Here is a 14010-nt window from a genome sequence, read left to right as displayed (position 1 = left end):
TCGGCGATGACCGACCCGAGCGGCTACGTCCGGGAGCGCTACAACGACGGGAAGCGGGACGTGCGCTGGCCCGCCGCGCCGGAGCCGCTCGCGGTGCCGGTGTACGACAACCACACGCACCTCGAGATCTCCGACGGCGACGAGCCGCTGACCCTCGCCGACCAGCTCGAGCGGGCGGCGGCCGTCGGGGTGATCGGCGTCGTGCAGGCCGGCGGCGACATCGAGTCGAGCCGGTGGTCGGCGGAGGCCGCGGCATCCCATCCCCGCGTCCTCGCGGCAGTCGCGATCCACCCGAATGAAGCGCCTGCGTACGCGGCGGCCGGCCGGCTCGATGAGGCGATCGCGGTGATCGACGAGCTCGCCGCGCAGCCCCGAGTGCGGGCGATCGGCGAGACCGGGCTGGACTTCTTCCGCACCGAGGCGGACGGCCTCCCCGCGCAGTTCGAGAGCTTCGAGGCGCACATCGCGCTCGCCAAGAAGCACGGCCTCGCGATGCAGATCCACGACCGCGATGCCCATGACGCCGTGCTTTCGACGCTGGAGCGGGTGGGCACGCCGGAGCGCACGGTGTTCCACTGCTTCTCGGGAGACGAGGCGATGGCGCGTGTCGCCGCCGACGCCGGGTACTACCTGTCGTTCGCGGGGAACGTGACGTTCAAGAACGCCCAGAACCTGCGCGATGCGCTGGCGGTGACGCCGCGCGAGCGGATCCTGGTGGAGACGGATGCCCCGTTCCTCACGCCGACTCCGCACCGCGGGCGGCCCAACGCGCCGTACCTGATCCCGGTCACGGTGCGGTTCATCGCGGCCGAGCTGGGCGTCGACGTCGACGAGCTGTGTGCGCAGCTGGCCGCTAACACGGTCGAGGTCTACGGCGCGTTCGAGGACTGAGCCGCATCAGGGCAGGTCGATCGGTCCCGTCACGCCGACGACGGGGGGAGCCGCCGCGATGTTCGAGATCGTGCGCCACACGAGCAGCAGGGTGATCGCGGAGCCCGCGAAGGCGAACCACCAGGGCGCGGTCAGGCCCCACGCTTCGGCGATGAGGCCGCCGAGCAGCTGGCCGATCACCAATCCGCCGAAGACGCCGACCATGTTCACCGAGGCGATGCGTCCCTGCAGTTCCAGCGGCACGAGGCGCTGGCGCACCGTCGTCGAGATCGTGCCCCAGACGAACGCGTAGGCGCCGAACACGAAGATGACGACGAACGCGACCGCGGGCGAGGTGGTGAGCGCGAACGAGAGGTGCATGAGCACCTCGAGCGACAGGCACACGCGCATGAGCGTCGCGAACGACACGTGCTTCTCGAGCCAGCCGAAGCTCGCGATCGCGATGAGTCCGCCGATGGCCGACACGGTCGTCATGGCGCCGTAGCCGATCGCGCCCATGTGGAGGTACTCGGTCGTGTACAGGACGAGGACGCTCCACGGCGCCGCCCACGTCACGTTGAACACGAAGATGATGAGCACGAGCGTGCGCACGGGTGGGTTGCCGCGCAGCCACCGCAGGCCCTCGCGGATCGGATGCGTCTTGACGCCGGACTCGGCATCCGCGCGTGGCGGGATCGGCGTGCGTGCGATCCGAGAGATGAGGACGACCCCGAGCGCGACGCAGATGATCTGCACGGAGAACGGCCAGAACGACCCGACCGAGAAGAGGATCGCCCCGAGCGCCGGTCCGGCGAGCTGATTGCCGACCAGGTAGCCGGCCTGCAGGCGGGCGTTGCCGATGCCCAAGTCGGCCGGGCGCACCATCATCGGCAGCAGCGTGCTGCTCGCCGTGTCGGCGAACACTTCGGCGGTGCCGTACAGGAACGTCGTCGCCAGGACGATCCAGACTGTCGCGTGTCCGGTGACGAGGAAGACGACGAGGGCTCCCACGATCACGACGCGGGAGCCGTCTGCCAGCATCACGAGCCGGCGGCGGTCATGGTGGTCGGCGACAGAGCCGGCGAGCAGTCCGAAGAGCAGCCACGGGAGGAACTGCATCATGGCCCCCGACGCGACCAGCAGGGGCGACGAAGTGAGCGATGCGATCAGCAGGGGCGCCGCCGACAGGGCGATGCCGTCGCCGAGGTTGGTCGTCCACGAGGACGCCATGAGCCAGCGGAAATCGGTTCCCAGGCGTCGGGGTGCGACGACTTCACCGATCGAGGGCATCCCTCGATCCTAAGCGTCGAGGCGCGATGTCACGCCGCTCGCCGAAATCGGAGCGGGGGCGGATCGACATCTGCCCAGGCATATCGGAGCGGGAGGCGCGGTGTGAGGACGATCGATTCGCCCTGCCCCTGCGGAGGATGCAGGACGAACTCTCCCAGACCGTCGCGCGTGATCCACCAGGCGCCGTGGTGCAGCTGCATGTGGTGATAACGACAGAGCATGATGCCCCGGTCGATATCGGTGCATCCACCCTCGCTGTAAGGGTCGAGATGATGTGCTTCGCAATACGAGGGCGGTCGATCGCACCCGCGCCATCGGCATCCGCCGTCGCGGATCGCGAGGGTCAGGCGCTGTTTCGCGGAGAACAGGCGCTGCTCTCGTCCTAGGTAGAGCGGGTTTCCGTCCCGATCGATCGTGCACTCGATAGTGCCGACCTCGCAGGCCTGCTGTGCGATCAGCCACGCCGGCACGGCGGTCTGGTCGTCTTCGGTGAGCCCCACCGCGGCCCGGCCGTTCGCCTCCGACGCTCGCGCTGCCTCCGTGACGAGCACCCGCACGCCTGCCTGCTTCGTTCCGAAGACCGTCGCCGAGTCGGCCAGGGCTCCCGAGCGCATCACGTCGAGGAACAGGTCGTACGCAAGCTGATCGTTTGTGCGCGGATCGGCCACGAGCTCCTCGGCGCGGGACTTCTCCGTCGGATCGACGAACCGTGGGCCACCGCGCCGGGGACGGAGTGCGCTGTCGAGGATGGTCTGCAGCCACGTGCCACCCAGGTCGTCGAAGACGATGGCACCATGGCGGACACCGTCGGCGTCGGTCCACAGTCGGAACGACCGCCGCTCGAACCGCTCGTCGAAGCGGCGCTCGGCACCTTCTGGGTCGAGCTGGTCGCGGATGGTGCGGGCCGCGCGGGCCAGTTCTTCGACCGTCCGCTCGGAGGCCTCGACGGCAAGCTGCTCCGCCGCCAACGACCACACCTCAACGATGTGCTCCGCGGCCGCCGTGTCGTCAACGGCCGGCGGTTCGCCGAGGCCGCGGAGGATCACATCGTGCTGYGCGGAGCTGATCGTCCCRTGGAGGAGCGCGCGGCCGAGCGGCGCGTGCCACGKCRCCGGCACGTCGGTGGGCGCACCGGCTGACGSRGCATCCGTCGACGCTCCGGCGGCACCGATGCCCACCGACTCCAGCAGCGACTCGCCGAGCCGCACATGCTTCACCGCATCGGCGTGCGTTGCGCCCGTGAGGTCTTGAATCAACGCGACGGGGGAGCGGTGGCCGCGGACCTGCGCAAGCCCGTTATGGCCCGCATCTCGCGTCGAGCGGGCGGCGACGACCCCGGAGGCCGTGATCCGCACCTTCTCGGCGGCGCGGATGAGCCGGGATGCGGCGCCGATCAGTCTCACGACCGTCGCGTCGTCGAGCTCGTTGATCTTCACCGGGAGAGCGTCGGCCGAAGTGTCTTCGCCCAGCGCGCCGCGCAACATCGCGATGTGCTGCTCGATGTCTGAGAAGAACGCCATGCCACATGCTCTCAGCGACCACCGACATTCGAACGAGTGTTCGAGCTGATTCCACCCGGAGAAGGGTAACGAATGCATAACGGAACCCCGGCCGGAGGTTAGGCCCTCGCGGAGCGCATGAGGGAGAACACCGCGATCGCCACCGCCATACCTCCGATCGCACGCACGACGGATAGGAGTGGGATTTGCCGGGTGGATGCCCTCCCCGAACTCGGACAAGACCATCCCAAGAAGGTGGTCGCATGCGCGCAGGCGGTCGGTCACTCGCGCCACCTTCCCAGCGCTCACCGACGCCGGCCGCGCCGGGATGGCGCACGGCGACGGGATGGCGCACGCTGGAGTGGTGAGTCGCGACTCGAAAACCGAGAACGCGCGGCGCGTGCTTCGGCGTCACGCCGGGCTCGCCCTCGCGCTGGGCGTCGTCTTCGCCGCCGCCGGATGCACCGCGGCCGCGCCAGAACCCACGGCGACTCCCCCCTCGGCCGGCTCGAGTCCCGCGGCGGCAGCGGTCGTTCCGCAGGGCGAGCCGCAGAGCTTCGCGACGGGACTGGAGGTGCCGTGGTCGGTCGTCTTCGCCGAGGGCACGGCACTCGTGAGCGAGCGAGACTCGGGGCGCATCGTCGAGATCGCGGACGACGGTGGGGTGCACCGGGTCGGCGTGATCGCGGATGCCGACGGCCGAGGTGAAGGCGGGCTCCTCGGGCTCGCAGTGGGGCCCGACGGCGGGCTGTACGTCTACTTCAGCACGCCGACCGACAACCGCATCGAGCGCTACGACCTGGAGGGCTCGCCCGGCTCGTTCGCGCTCGGCGACCCCGAGGTCATCATCGACTCTCTGCCCGTCGCCGGCAACCACAACGGCGGGCGCCTCGCGTTCGGCCCCGACGGGATGCTGTACGTCGGTGTCGGAGACGCAGCCCAGGGCGATCGCGCCCAGGACCTCGACGATCTCGGCGGCAAGATCCTGCGGCTCACGCCGGAGGGCGGCATCCCTGGTGACAATCCGTTCCCCGATTCGCCGGTGTGGAGCTACGGCCATCGCAATGTGCAGGGACTCGCGTGGGCCGCGGACGGCACGATGTTCGCGACCGAGTTCGGCCAGGACACCTGGGATGAGCTCAACATCATCGAGCCCGGCGAGAACTACGGCTGGCCCGTCGTCGAGGGCATGGGCGGCGGCGCGGAGTTCATCGATCCGGTGCAGCAGTGGACTCCGGATGCCGCGAGCCCGAGTGGCATGGCGATCGTCGGCGACACGATCTTCATCGCGAATCTGCGCGGCGAAGTGCTCCGCGCCGTCCCGACGGCCGACCCCTCGCAGCACACCGACTACTACCTGCACGAGTTCGGGCGGCTCCGCGATGTGGCCCTGGGACCTGACGGCGATCTGTGGTTCATCACGAACAACACCGACGGACGCGGCTCTCCGGGGCCGGAGGACGACCGCATCCTCCGTGTGGCGCTCGGAACGTGACCCGCCGAGTCAAGACGCATGCGCCGTCCGACCAGGGATCCCCACATCTGTCTGGTCGGGCGACGCATGCGTTGGTCCCCCCGACTACTGCGCAATGCAGTAACCGGATCTCAGTATAGGCACTGGGTTCGGCGCCGCGCACGTAGGCTCGAAGTCTGTGGAGCTGAGGGGAGCACCCATGACCGATCGCCAGCTCACGACCTCCGCGTACCTCACCCTCGGGCTGCTGACCTCCCGGGACTGGTCGGCCTACCAGCTCGCGGAGCAGGTCGGGCGAGGCGTGGACCACCTCTGGCCACGCGCGGCCCGGCAGCGCTACATCACGCCGAAGCAGCTGCTCGAGGAGGGCCTTGTCACGGCGCGGGCGGAGCCTTCCGGCAGACGCACGCGCACCATCTACTCGATCACCACGGAGGGCCGCGAAGCGCTCGCGCTCTGGCTGTCGACGGAGGCCCGACCCCCCGCACTCGAGTTCGAGGGCATGATCCGGGTGCTGCTCGCCGACGAAGGATCGATCGAAGATCTCCGCGCCAACCTGCAGACCATGCGCCGCCAATCGGTCGCCGCGCGCGCCTTGTTCGCCGACCATGCCGCCTTCATCGCATCCACCGGCGGAACGTTCCCGGAGCGCCAGCACCTGTTCGCGCTCGCCAATCGCTACATGATCGGCCACTACGACCACATCATCGAGTGGGTGGACTGGTCGCTCGAGCAGATCGCGTCCTGGCCCGACACGGTGACTCCCGCGACCGACAACGTTGCCCAGGTGGCCGAGATGCTCGCGCCCAGTGTGGCCGCGAAGGCCGCGGATTCGCCCGCCGAAGATGAGACGCCATGATCAGCCGCATCGCTCCGACGGATCTGCAGGTTCCCGTCGACCGCGGCGACCTCGGCGTGCCGAGGGCGATCGTGCTCGGCGAGTCGATGGGCGGCTACGTCGCCGTGCAGCTCGCGGTAGCGCACCCGGATCGCGTCGAGCGGCTCGTCCTCGCCGATGGCGGACTCCCGCTCGCCGTTCCCGAGGCCCTGCTCGCCGATCCGGATGCGGCGGTCGCGGCGATCCTCGGCCCCGCCCTCGCGCGCCTGCGCATGACCTTCGAATCGCGCGACGCCTACCGGGCGTTCTGGCACGAGCACCCCGCGCTCCGCGACGTGTGGAATCCGTACATCGAGGCGTACGTCGACGCGGACCTGACCGGTGAGGCACCGGAGTTCCGCTCCGTCGTGTCCGTGGCCGCGGTCGTCGCGGACGGACGCGACCAGCTCGTCAACACCGACCTCCGCCGGCTCTCCGAGATCACGTGCCCGGTCACCCTGGTGCGTGCCGGTCACAACCTGATGAACGAGCCGACGCCCCTCTTCGGCGATGCGGTCGTCGCCCAGTCCGTCGCCGAGATGCCGCAGCTCGTCGTCGTGAGCGCTCCCGAGCTCAACCACTACAGCCTGCTGCTGACGGGTGCCGGGGCCGACCTGGTCGCCGGCGCCCTCGTCGCCCAGGCCGCAGCCGCAAGCTCCTGACCCGCTCCCAACCCGAGAAACCACATTCCCGCCGAAGAATCATGCGGCGCCGTGTGTCTCGTCGCGGATATGGTTTCTCGCGGATAGCCGGCCGAATGGTACGGCGGCGAACACGCAGAACGACGGATGCCGGACCCCGCGCCGCAGCGCGGGATCCGGCATCCGCTCGAATCAATCGAATCCGACCGGTCAGCCGACCGGCTGCACCCACGTGGACGGCGCCGGGGGTGCCACGACCGGCGGCTGGTCGTTGCACGAGATGATGTTCGGCTGGTAACGGCTCAGCCAGTTGGCCGGGCCGTCGTTCCACGGAGTGAGCAGCGTCGCCCCGTCGTTGCCGCCCAGGTTCTGGTACGAGAAGGTCGATCCGTTCACCCAGTCCCACGTGAACGTGCCGCAGTTGTTCACGCCTGCCCATCCGATGTTGCGGGCGTCCACGTTCTCGAACGTCGCATCGCCGGCGACGCGGGCGCTGACCACCGAGGTCCCGGCCCCGTCGACCTGGATGTCCTTGAAGTGCAGTCCCGTCAGGGAGTACAGGTCCTTCACCGGCCAGTCCGCCACGAGCATGATCGCGTTGTAGGTGCTGTCGAGGTAGTGGTCTCCCACGACCTGGATATTCGCGTCGATCGACTGATCGAGCACGTAGAACCAGATCGAGCCGAGACCGATGTGCCAGTTCAACTCGAACGTGCCGGCGCGGACCGTGGTGTTGTTCGAGAACGTCAGCGAGCCGGCGAACGGGTTCGCCCCGAACCGCGAGCCGGCGTGCAGGGCGCTGCCCTCGCGGATCGTGTCCGCGACCAGGTTGTTCGACACCGTCGTGTCGGTGCCGCCGTAGATCGCGATGCCGTTGGCGAGCGTCGGCGTCTGCACCGTGTTGTGATCGAACACGTTGCGGGCGTTGGTCGGGAGGCCGGGCTTGGCCTCGGCCCACGCGGCGAGCGCGTCGTCGCCGGTGCTGCGGAGGAAGTTGCCCCGCACGGTCGAGTCGGTGACGCCGATGTGGAAGTTCACGCCGTCGGCGATCTGATCGACGATGACGTTCCCCTCGATCGTCACATTGCTCATCGGACCGTCGAGCCAGATGCCGACCTTGGTGTGCTGGATGTGCAGACCGCTGAAGCTCGAGTCGCTGAACGCGCCGCCGATGCCGTTGACCTGGTCTGTGTCGATGCGCTCGCGCACGTCGCCCTCGATCGCGAAGCCAGACAGGTGCACGTTGCGACTGCCGCCGGTCGCGGCATCCTTTCCGTAGAAGCCGACCCCCGTGTGCCACGAGCCGTCCGGTGTCGGGCTGGACAGCGCGACCTCGGTGCCCTTGAAGGTCGTGTACCAGCTGCCGGCGCCCTCGATCGTGATGTCGTCGACGATGATGTGGCGGTCCACGCGGAAGATGCCTGCCGGCACGTAGACGGTGGCGCCCTTCTGCTGGGCGAACGCGATCGCCTTCTCGATGGCCGGAGCCGAGTCCTTGCGGCCGGTGGGGTCGGCCCCGAACCGGTTCACGTTCACGGCTCCGTCCTTGACGTACGGCCCACTCACCAGTTCGGTGTCGATCAGGTCGATCACCGTCCAGGGCACGTCAGCGGGTGCGGTCAGCCGGACGGTCTCACCGGAGTGGTACGTCTTGCCCAGCAGCAGCCGCTGCTCGTCGTAGAACTTCATCGGACGGAACGGCTTGTCCGGAACGAATCCAGGCTGGTCGACCTGCGGCACGCACCCGCATTCCGTGATCCACCAGTCCGGGTGCAGCAGGCCGGCGTTCGGATCGTTGCTGAACGGGTACTGGTTGTAGAGGTAGGCGTACTGCGAGGTCATCGTGAGGGTGCTCTTCTTGTTGCCCGCAGTCACCAGCAGCGGTGCCGTCGTGCCACCCCCGTTCGCGGCATCCGGAATGCTGTAGCGCACCGTGATCGCATTGGCGTCCGCGGGAAGCGTGAACTCGACATATTGCCCGGGCGTGAGCCGCACGGCCTTGCGGCCGGATGCCTCGGCCGCCTGAGTGTAGGCGTCGCGGCTCGGGCCGATGATGGTGCCGGTGGTCGACGCATTCTCGGCCTCCTGCTCGAGGAAGGGCACCTCCGCGCCGCGGCCGTCGACCAGGGCCGGATCCAGCGCCGCGCGTGTGACGACGGGTGGCGGGGCACTCGGCTTCACCGCGAAGGCGGGCGAAGCCGCGGCGAGGACGCCGAGAGTGAGGGATGCCGCGGCAACAGCCGCGAGCAGCGTGCGGGGACGTGTCATCATCGACTCGCTTCGAACGAAGGGGACGGGCGGCATTGCCCGCTCGCGGCCCAATCTAGGCGCGTCTCACGGGAAAGTTCAATGCCCTGTCGTGAATTGACGATATATTGTCAATTTCTTGCGATGCAACCGCAGGCGCTCGCAACTCTTGCGCGCTGAGGTCCCCCGATCAGACAGCGAGGATGACCGTGGGTCAGGCGACCGTCTCGCCGCACACTCCGCAGAGACCGAGGGCGGAGACCTCGATGAAGCAGTTCGGGCACATCGCGCGCGGCGCCTCGTCTGTCACCGGGCTGCGACGCACTGCCGGCGCCTGCCGTTCGCTCGAACCCGCCGGGCGCGGTGCTGCGCGGCGAGCGCTCGCCTTCGCGACCGGAATGATCGGCGCAACAGGGAGCGCGATCTTCGGGGTGTGCTCGGCGCAGTAGAACCGCACGTAGCCATCGTGATGATGCGGATGCTGGTGCTTGACCGCCCACAGTTCGGTGCGGTCGAGCGGCTCGGAGTCGGTTCCGCACACGAAGCAGCGTGTCGCCTCGCCCGGGGCGACGTCGGCCGCGACCATCGGCGTATCGAAGGGGACGCCGTCGCGCCAGTCGGCTGTCTTGGCGACCTTCATGTGGGCCTTCCTGCGGGGGATGCGGGTCGAGCGGACCCTGCGCTGTAGTGGCGACGGGGCCGCATCGGGCGGCCAGCTGCGTCTATCTCAACGGTACGCGACCAGGCTGGGAGCCGAGACCAGATTCAGCGTTGTGGGTGCATGCTGGGACGATGAGTGAACGCGCTGTGGTGTCGATCGGGGTGGGCGCGGCGATCGGGCCCGAGCTGGTCGGCCGGCTGGCCCCCGCCATCGAGGAGGCCGGCTTCCACGCCATCTGGGTGAACGACATCCCGGGCGCCGACTCGCTCGCAGTGCTCGCGGCCGCCGCCCGGTCCACGACGCGCCTGACCCTCGCGGCCGGAGTGATCCCGGTCGATCGTCGATCCGCCGACCAGATCGCCGCGACCGTCGCCGAACTGGGGCTGCCGCAGGAGCGCCTCATGCTCGGCATCGGCGCGGGCGGGGCCACCGTCGGCGCGCTCCAGCTCGTCGGCGACGCCGCGACCGAGCTTCGCGACAGGCTCACCGCGCGGATCGTCGTCGGCGCGGTGGGGCCGAAGATGCGGCAGCTCGCGATCGAGCGGTCGGACGGCGTGCTGCTCAGCTGGCTCAGGCCGGATGTCGCAGCGGAGCAGGCCGCCCAGGCTCGGGCCGCGGCATCCGCTGCGCATATCGCTCTCTATGTGCGCACGGCGCTCGACCCGTCAGCGCTCGACCGGATGGACGCGGAGATGCGACGCTACGCGGGGATCCCCTCCTACGGAGCGAACTTCGCGCGGCAGGGAGCGGTCGCCGCGGAGACCGTCCTCGACGCGAGCGCGCACTCGGTCGCCGAGCGTCTGGCGAGCTACCGTGCGGCGGTCGACGAGGTCGTGCTGCGGGTGATCACGCCGACCGACGGGCTGGACGACTGCCTCCGGTTCATCGACGCCGCCAAGGCGCTGCTCTGAGATCGAAGTCGACGCTCAGCCGTCGATCGGCCGTTTCGGATCGAGCGGAATCCGCGGCGGCGTGACGCCGAGGACCACACCGTCGTCGTCGACCTGGGCGACGCACTCCCACGGCACGATGTGCGAGTCGCGGTGCAGCCAGCGCACGATCGCGGCGATCACCGCCGGGCCGTTCACCGTGCCCCGCTCGTAGCCGTAGTAGGAGAGCCGGCTGTGCGGGCTGACGATGAGGGCGATCAGCTCGAGGTCGCCCTCCCGGCGACCCTGGCGCGCGCCGCGACGGAAGCGCACATCGACCACACGGCCGAGCTCGGCCCCGCCGGGCGCGTGCACGGGCCGATCCAGCAGGTCACTCAGGAGCATGGCGGCCTCCGGGAATGCGGGCGATGACCACATCGCGGAACCAGCGCTCGAGCCACGTGGCATCCAGGTCATCGGCGCGGACGTTCAGCTCCACGGTCGTGTCGAGCCGGTTGACGTCCTGCCACGGGATGCGATCCCAGCGGGATCTCGGCATGTGCCCGCCGAAGATGCGCGGCAGCACGGCGGCCCCGACGAGCAGGGCCGCGACCGTCGGCGGAGCGATGTGGTCGACGGGCTCGCCGAGCTCGACACCCGCCAGCTCGACATCGTCGACGGTGCTCACCGGCACCCCGTCCCGGTCGATCATCTGCCGGTCGAGCAGATGCAGCTGGGCGTCCACGCCGCGCCCGTCCGGGTCGCGGTACCACTCGAGCGGATGCTGCGGCTTCGTCGCGCGCGTCATGACGACCCCATTCCGGAGGCGATCAGGAGGGGGATCGCCGCGAGCGCGGCGACCAGGATGATGACGAGGAACCCGATGCCGAGTCCGTTGCGGATCCGCCCGTTGACGTCGTCGCCCATGTACTGCGGGTCGTTGGCGACCACGAGGATCGGGAAGTACGTGAGCGGCAGCGCGACCGCGGAGAAGACCACCGAGAGCTCGGTGACCGTGATCGGATCGACTCCGGTCGCGAGCACTCCGCCGCCGATCAGCAGGCACACGATCATCGCCACGTGGAAGCGCGCGGCCTGCGCCGGCTTGCGGAACTTGCCCCAGCTCCACCCGAAGAACTGCGCGAGCGTGTAGCCGCTGGAGAGTGTGGTCTCCAGCGCGGCGCCGAAGGTCGCGGCGAGGATGCCGACGATCACGAACGCGAGGGCGAGCTGCCCGCCGGCTTGCGCCACCGGCAGCACGACCTGCGACAGGCTCGTCACCTCGATCGCCTGCGGCAGCAGCACGACGGCGGCGCACCCGGCGATGGCGAGCGACAGGATGCCGCCGAGGGGGAAGCCGACGAACACGTTGGCCCGCTCGGTGCCGAGGTCCTTGCGCGTCCACTTCTCCTCCACGGCGCCCGAGGAGAAGAAGAACACCTCGTAGGGCGTCATCGCCGCGCCGAACAGCGCGACCGCGAAGTACCAGTACGAGAGAGGGCTGTCGGATGCCGCGACCCACGGCTGCGTGGCACCGCCGGCGAGCTGGCCCCAATCCGGCTTGAGCAGGAAGAGTGCCACGACGAACACGATCAGCGTCAGCCCGAGCAGCCCGGCGACGTTCTCCATCGTGCTGAACTTCGTCCGCCAGATCACGATCCACACCCCGAACAGCGCGACCGGGATCCAGAGCATCGGGCCCACTCCCGCGGCGAGCTGCAGCGCGAGCGCGATGCCGCCGATCTCGGCGGTGAGCGTCAGCAGGTTGATGAGGAACGACGCCGCGAGATTCGACAGCCCGACGCGGGGGCCCAGCCGTTCGCGGATGATCTCGAACGTCGCGCGTCCGCTGACCGCCGCGACCCGCCCGGCCATGTCGGCGTACACGCAGATGCCGGCGACGCCGATGACGACGACCCACGCGAGCCCCAATCCGAAGCGCGAGCCGACCACCGCGTTCGTGACGAGATCGCCGATGTCGACGAACCCGCCGATCGCGGTCAGGATGCCGAGGGCCAGGGCGAAGATCTTCTTCATCCGTCGGCCTCCAGCGTCCGCAGATCCTCGACGGATGCCGTCAGCGCGTCGAGTCCGGCGGCGTGATCGCCCTTCTCCGCGACGTGCACGGCCTCGAGCGAGGCCCGGACCCCTTCCAGCGCCTCTTCGCGATACTCGGCGTCACCGGCATCCGATGCCTGATGCAGCTCGAGCTGCCGCTCGGTGTCGGCGAGGTTGCCGGCCATGTCGCCGAGGAGTGCCGTGAGCGTCCCGGGCAGGATCCGGTTCCGCTCGTCGAGTTCGAGTCCGAGCTGAGCCGAGGCACCCGAACTGATCGCGTCGGCCACGGCCGAGGTCAGGACCGAGTCGATCGGCGCCGACGAGCAGCCGGCGAGCGCGAGGCTCGCCGCGAGGAGCATCGCCCCCGCGCCGCGGCGCCTCATGGCCTGCCGTTCCCTCGCACTGCGTCCATGGCTCCGGGCACCTCCGACTCGGACGCTAGTAGCGGGGCTCGACACAACTGAGGGGCTTGACAACCGCTCGGCCGCTGGAGATGCGGCGGGAGCATTGCCCGCGGTGCGGCAGGATCAGGAGGTGATCATCGTCGGATACCTCATCGCCGCGCTGGCGAGCATCTTCATCGCCAACGCCATCCCGCACCTCACGCGCGGGAGCGCGGGGTACCTGCACCGGGTGCCGTGGCGCGTGCCCGCGTCGGCCGCCGAGAACGTGCTGTGGGCGTGCATCAATCTGGTCATCGGAATCTGGATCGGCTACTGGGCCTCCACCTATGGACTGTTCCTGCCGCTCGCGCTCACCGTCGGCGTCATCGTGGGCGGCGGTTTCGCAGCACTGATCGGCACCCGTTTCGCGAACAACCCCGCCGAGCGCGGCCAGCAGACGAACTGATTTCCTAGGGACGCGACAGCAGCTGCTCGAGCAGCAGGAGGGCGGCATCCTGCGGCGCATCCGAGTCGAGCAGCCACTGCGTCTGCAGTCCGTCCGACGCCGCGATGACGAGCGCGGCGATCGCCTCAGGGTCGAGATCGACACGGATGCGGCCGGCCTGCTGATTCAGGCGCACGCGGGCCGCCAGATCCTGCCGCAGCCGAGCGAACCTGGTCGTCGCAAACTCGTGCGCGGCAGGATGGCCCTCTTCGAGGGCGGCCGCCACCAGCGTGGAGTACAGCTGGACGAGCCCGACCACCTCGCGATTGACCTCGGCGGACCGCCGCATCATCTCCACCGGCGTCTCCTCCGGGTCCGCCGGTGGTCGCTTGCCGCCCTGACGCTCGGACTCGCGATACACCTCGACGAGCAGCTCTTCGAGCGAGCCGAAGTAGTGCGCGAGCGCGGCGTGCGTCACGCCGACCTCCTTCGCGATCGCCCGCATGCTCGTGCGGTCCGACCCGCGCTGCGCGAACACCTCGATCGCCCGGTCGAGGATCTCCTGCCGACGGGCGACGCCTTTCGCGTACGACCCGCGCGGCGGGGGCGGATTCGGGCTCTCGTCGGGCATACCGGCATCCTATCGAATAAAACCTCCACGTGGAGGTTTTGTGTTATCGTGAGTGCGCGGCCATG

15 protein-coding genes are annotated in these 14010 nt (G+C 69.4%); 6 read left to right on the top strand and 9 right to left on the bottom strand.

The features are described from left to right. Nucleotides 1–6: 6 nt before the first annotated feature. Entirely contained in the window at nucleotides 7–891 is an 885-nt protein-coding gene (locus tag ACXJ3V_RS14800; protein ID WP_457101091.1) for a TatD family hydrolase, read from the top strand. 6 nt (nucleotides 892–897) lie between these two features. On the opposite strand, the gene ACXJ3V_RS14795 is transcribed toward ACXJ3V_RS14800, so the two are convergent. Beyond that, the gene (locus ACXJ3V_RS14795; RefSeq protein ID WP_457101090.1) at nucleotides 898–2160 is read right to left on the bottom strand and encodes an MFS transporter; all 1263 of its coding nucleotides are present in this window, start codon (nucleotides 2158–2160) and stop codon (nucleotides 898–900) included. A gap of 29 nt (nucleotides 2161–2189) precedes the next feature. Then, the gene (locus ACXJ3V_RS14790) at nucleotides 2190–3680 is read right to left on the bottom strand and encodes a DUF222 domain-containing protein (protein ID WP_457101089.1); all 1491 of its coding nucleotides are present in this window, start codon (nucleotides 3678–3680) and stop codon (nucleotides 2190–2192) included. A gap of 343 nt (nucleotides 3681–4023) precedes the next feature. Here ACXJ3V_RS14790 and ACXJ3V_RS14785 point away from each other — a divergent pair, with 343 nt between their 5' ends. From ACXJ3V_RS14785 to ACXJ3V_RS14775, 3 genes are all read left to right on the top strand, one after another. Then, nucleotides 4024–5154 carry a PQQ-dependent sugar dehydrogenase gene (locus ACXJ3V_RS14785; RefSeq protein WP_457101088.1) on the top strand — a complete coding sequence of 377 codons (1131 nt, stop codon included), beginning with the start codon at nucleotides 4024–4026 and terminating at the stop codon, nucleotides 5152–5154. Nucleotides 5155–5332: 178 nt separating this feature from the next. Then, the gene (locus ACXJ3V_RS14780; RefSeq protein ID WP_457101087.1) at nucleotides 5333–5992 is read left to right on the top strand and encodes a PadR family transcriptional regulator; all 660 of its coding nucleotides are present in this window, start codon (nucleotides 5333–5335) and stop codon (nucleotides 5990–5992) included. Further along, entirely contained in the window at nucleotides 5989–6672 is a 684-nt protein-coding gene (locus ACXJ3V_RS14775) for an alpha/beta fold hydrolase (RefSeq protein WP_457101086.1), read from the top strand. The genes ACXJ3V_RS14780 and ACXJ3V_RS14775 overlap by 4 nt, the downstream gene beginning before the upstream one ends. A gap of 189 nt (nucleotides 6673–6861) precedes the next feature. Here ACXJ3V_RS14775 and ACXJ3V_RS14770 read toward each other — a convergent pair whose 3' ends face one another. Further along, nucleotides 6862–8922: a glycosyl hydrolase family 28-related protein gene (locus ACXJ3V_RS14770; protein ID WP_457101085.1), complete on the bottom strand. Its 2061-nt coding sequence runs from the start codon at nucleotides 8920–8922 to the stop codon at nucleotides 6862–6864. A gap of 190 nt (nucleotides 8923–9112) precedes the next feature. Continuing rightward, nucleotides 9113–9538: a glucose-6-phosphate dehydrogenase gene (locus ACXJ3V_RS14765; protein ID WP_457101084.1), complete on the bottom strand. Its 426-nt coding sequence runs from the start codon at nucleotides 9536–9538 to the stop codon at nucleotides 9113–9115. A 152-nt stretch (nucleotides 9539–9690) separates the two neighbouring features. Between ACXJ3V_RS14765 and ACXJ3V_RS14760 the strand changes: the two genes are divergently transcribed. Beyond that, the gene (locus ACXJ3V_RS14760; RefSeq protein ID WP_457101083.1) at nucleotides 9691–10470 is read left to right on the top strand and encodes an LLM class flavin-dependent oxidoreductase; all 780 of its coding nucleotides are present in this window, start codon (nucleotides 9691–9693) and stop codon (nucleotides 10468–10470) included. A 15-nt stretch (nucleotides 10471–10485) separates the two neighbouring features. Here the strand turns inward: ACXJ3V_RS14760 and ACXJ3V_RS14755 are convergent, their stop codons facing one another. From ACXJ3V_RS14755 to ACXJ3V_RS14740, 4 genes are read right to left on the bottom strand one after another with little or no spacing between them, the layout of a single operon-like run. Continuing rightward, entirely contained in the window at nucleotides 10486–10833 is a 348-nt protein-coding gene (locus tag ACXJ3V_RS14755; RefSeq protein ID WP_457101082.1) for a PRC-barrel domain-containing protein, read from the bottom strand. Then, on the bottom strand, nucleotides 10820–11236 hold the full coding sequence (locus ACXJ3V_RS14750; RefSeq protein ID WP_457101081.1) for a hypothetical protein: 417 nt from the start codon (nucleotides 11234–11236) through the stop codon (nucleotides 10820–10822). Before ACXJ3V_RS14750 ends, ACXJ3V_RS14755 begins: the two co-directional genes overlap by 14 nt. Next, nucleotides 11233–12465 (bottom strand): NRAMP family divalent metal transporter, encoded by a 1233-nt coding sequence (locus ACXJ3V_RS14745; RefSeq protein ID WP_457101080.1) that lies wholly within the window; start codon nucleotides 12463–12465, stop codon nucleotides 11233–11235. Before ACXJ3V_RS14745 ends, ACXJ3V_RS14750 begins: the two co-directional genes overlap by 4 nt. After that, a complete protein-coding gene (locus ACXJ3V_RS14740; RefSeq protein ID WP_457101079.1) occupies nucleotides 12462–12869 on the bottom strand; it encodes a hypothetical protein in 408 nt (135 codons plus the stop codon). The genes ACXJ3V_RS14745 and ACXJ3V_RS14740 overlap by 4 nt, the downstream gene beginning before the upstream one ends. 151 nt (nucleotides 12870–13020) lie before the next feature. On the opposite strand from ACXJ3V_RS14740, the gene ACXJ3V_RS14735 reads away from it, so the two are divergent. Continuing rightward, nucleotides 13021–13335 carry a hypothetical protein gene (locus ACXJ3V_RS14735; RefSeq protein WP_457101078.1) on the top strand — a complete coding sequence of 105 codons (315 nt, stop codon included), beginning with the start codon at nucleotides 13021–13023 and terminating at the stop codon, nucleotides 13333–13335. Nucleotides 13336–13339: 4 nt separating this feature from the next. On the opposite strand, the gene ACXJ3V_RS14730 is transcribed toward ACXJ3V_RS14735, so the two are convergent. After that, nucleotides 13340–13945, bottom strand: coding sequence for a TetR/AcrR family transcriptional regulator (locus tag ACXJ3V_RS14730; RefSeq protein WP_457101077.1), 606 nt, complete (start codon nucleotides 13943–13945; stop codon nucleotides 13340–13342). Nucleotides 13946–14010 lie beyond the last annotated feature (65 nt).

Source organism: Microbacterium sp. P5_E9, from assembly GCF_054049175.1.
The sequence above is the reverse complement of the archived record's forward strand: the minus strand, read 5'-3'. Positions and strand labels throughout refer to the sequence as shown.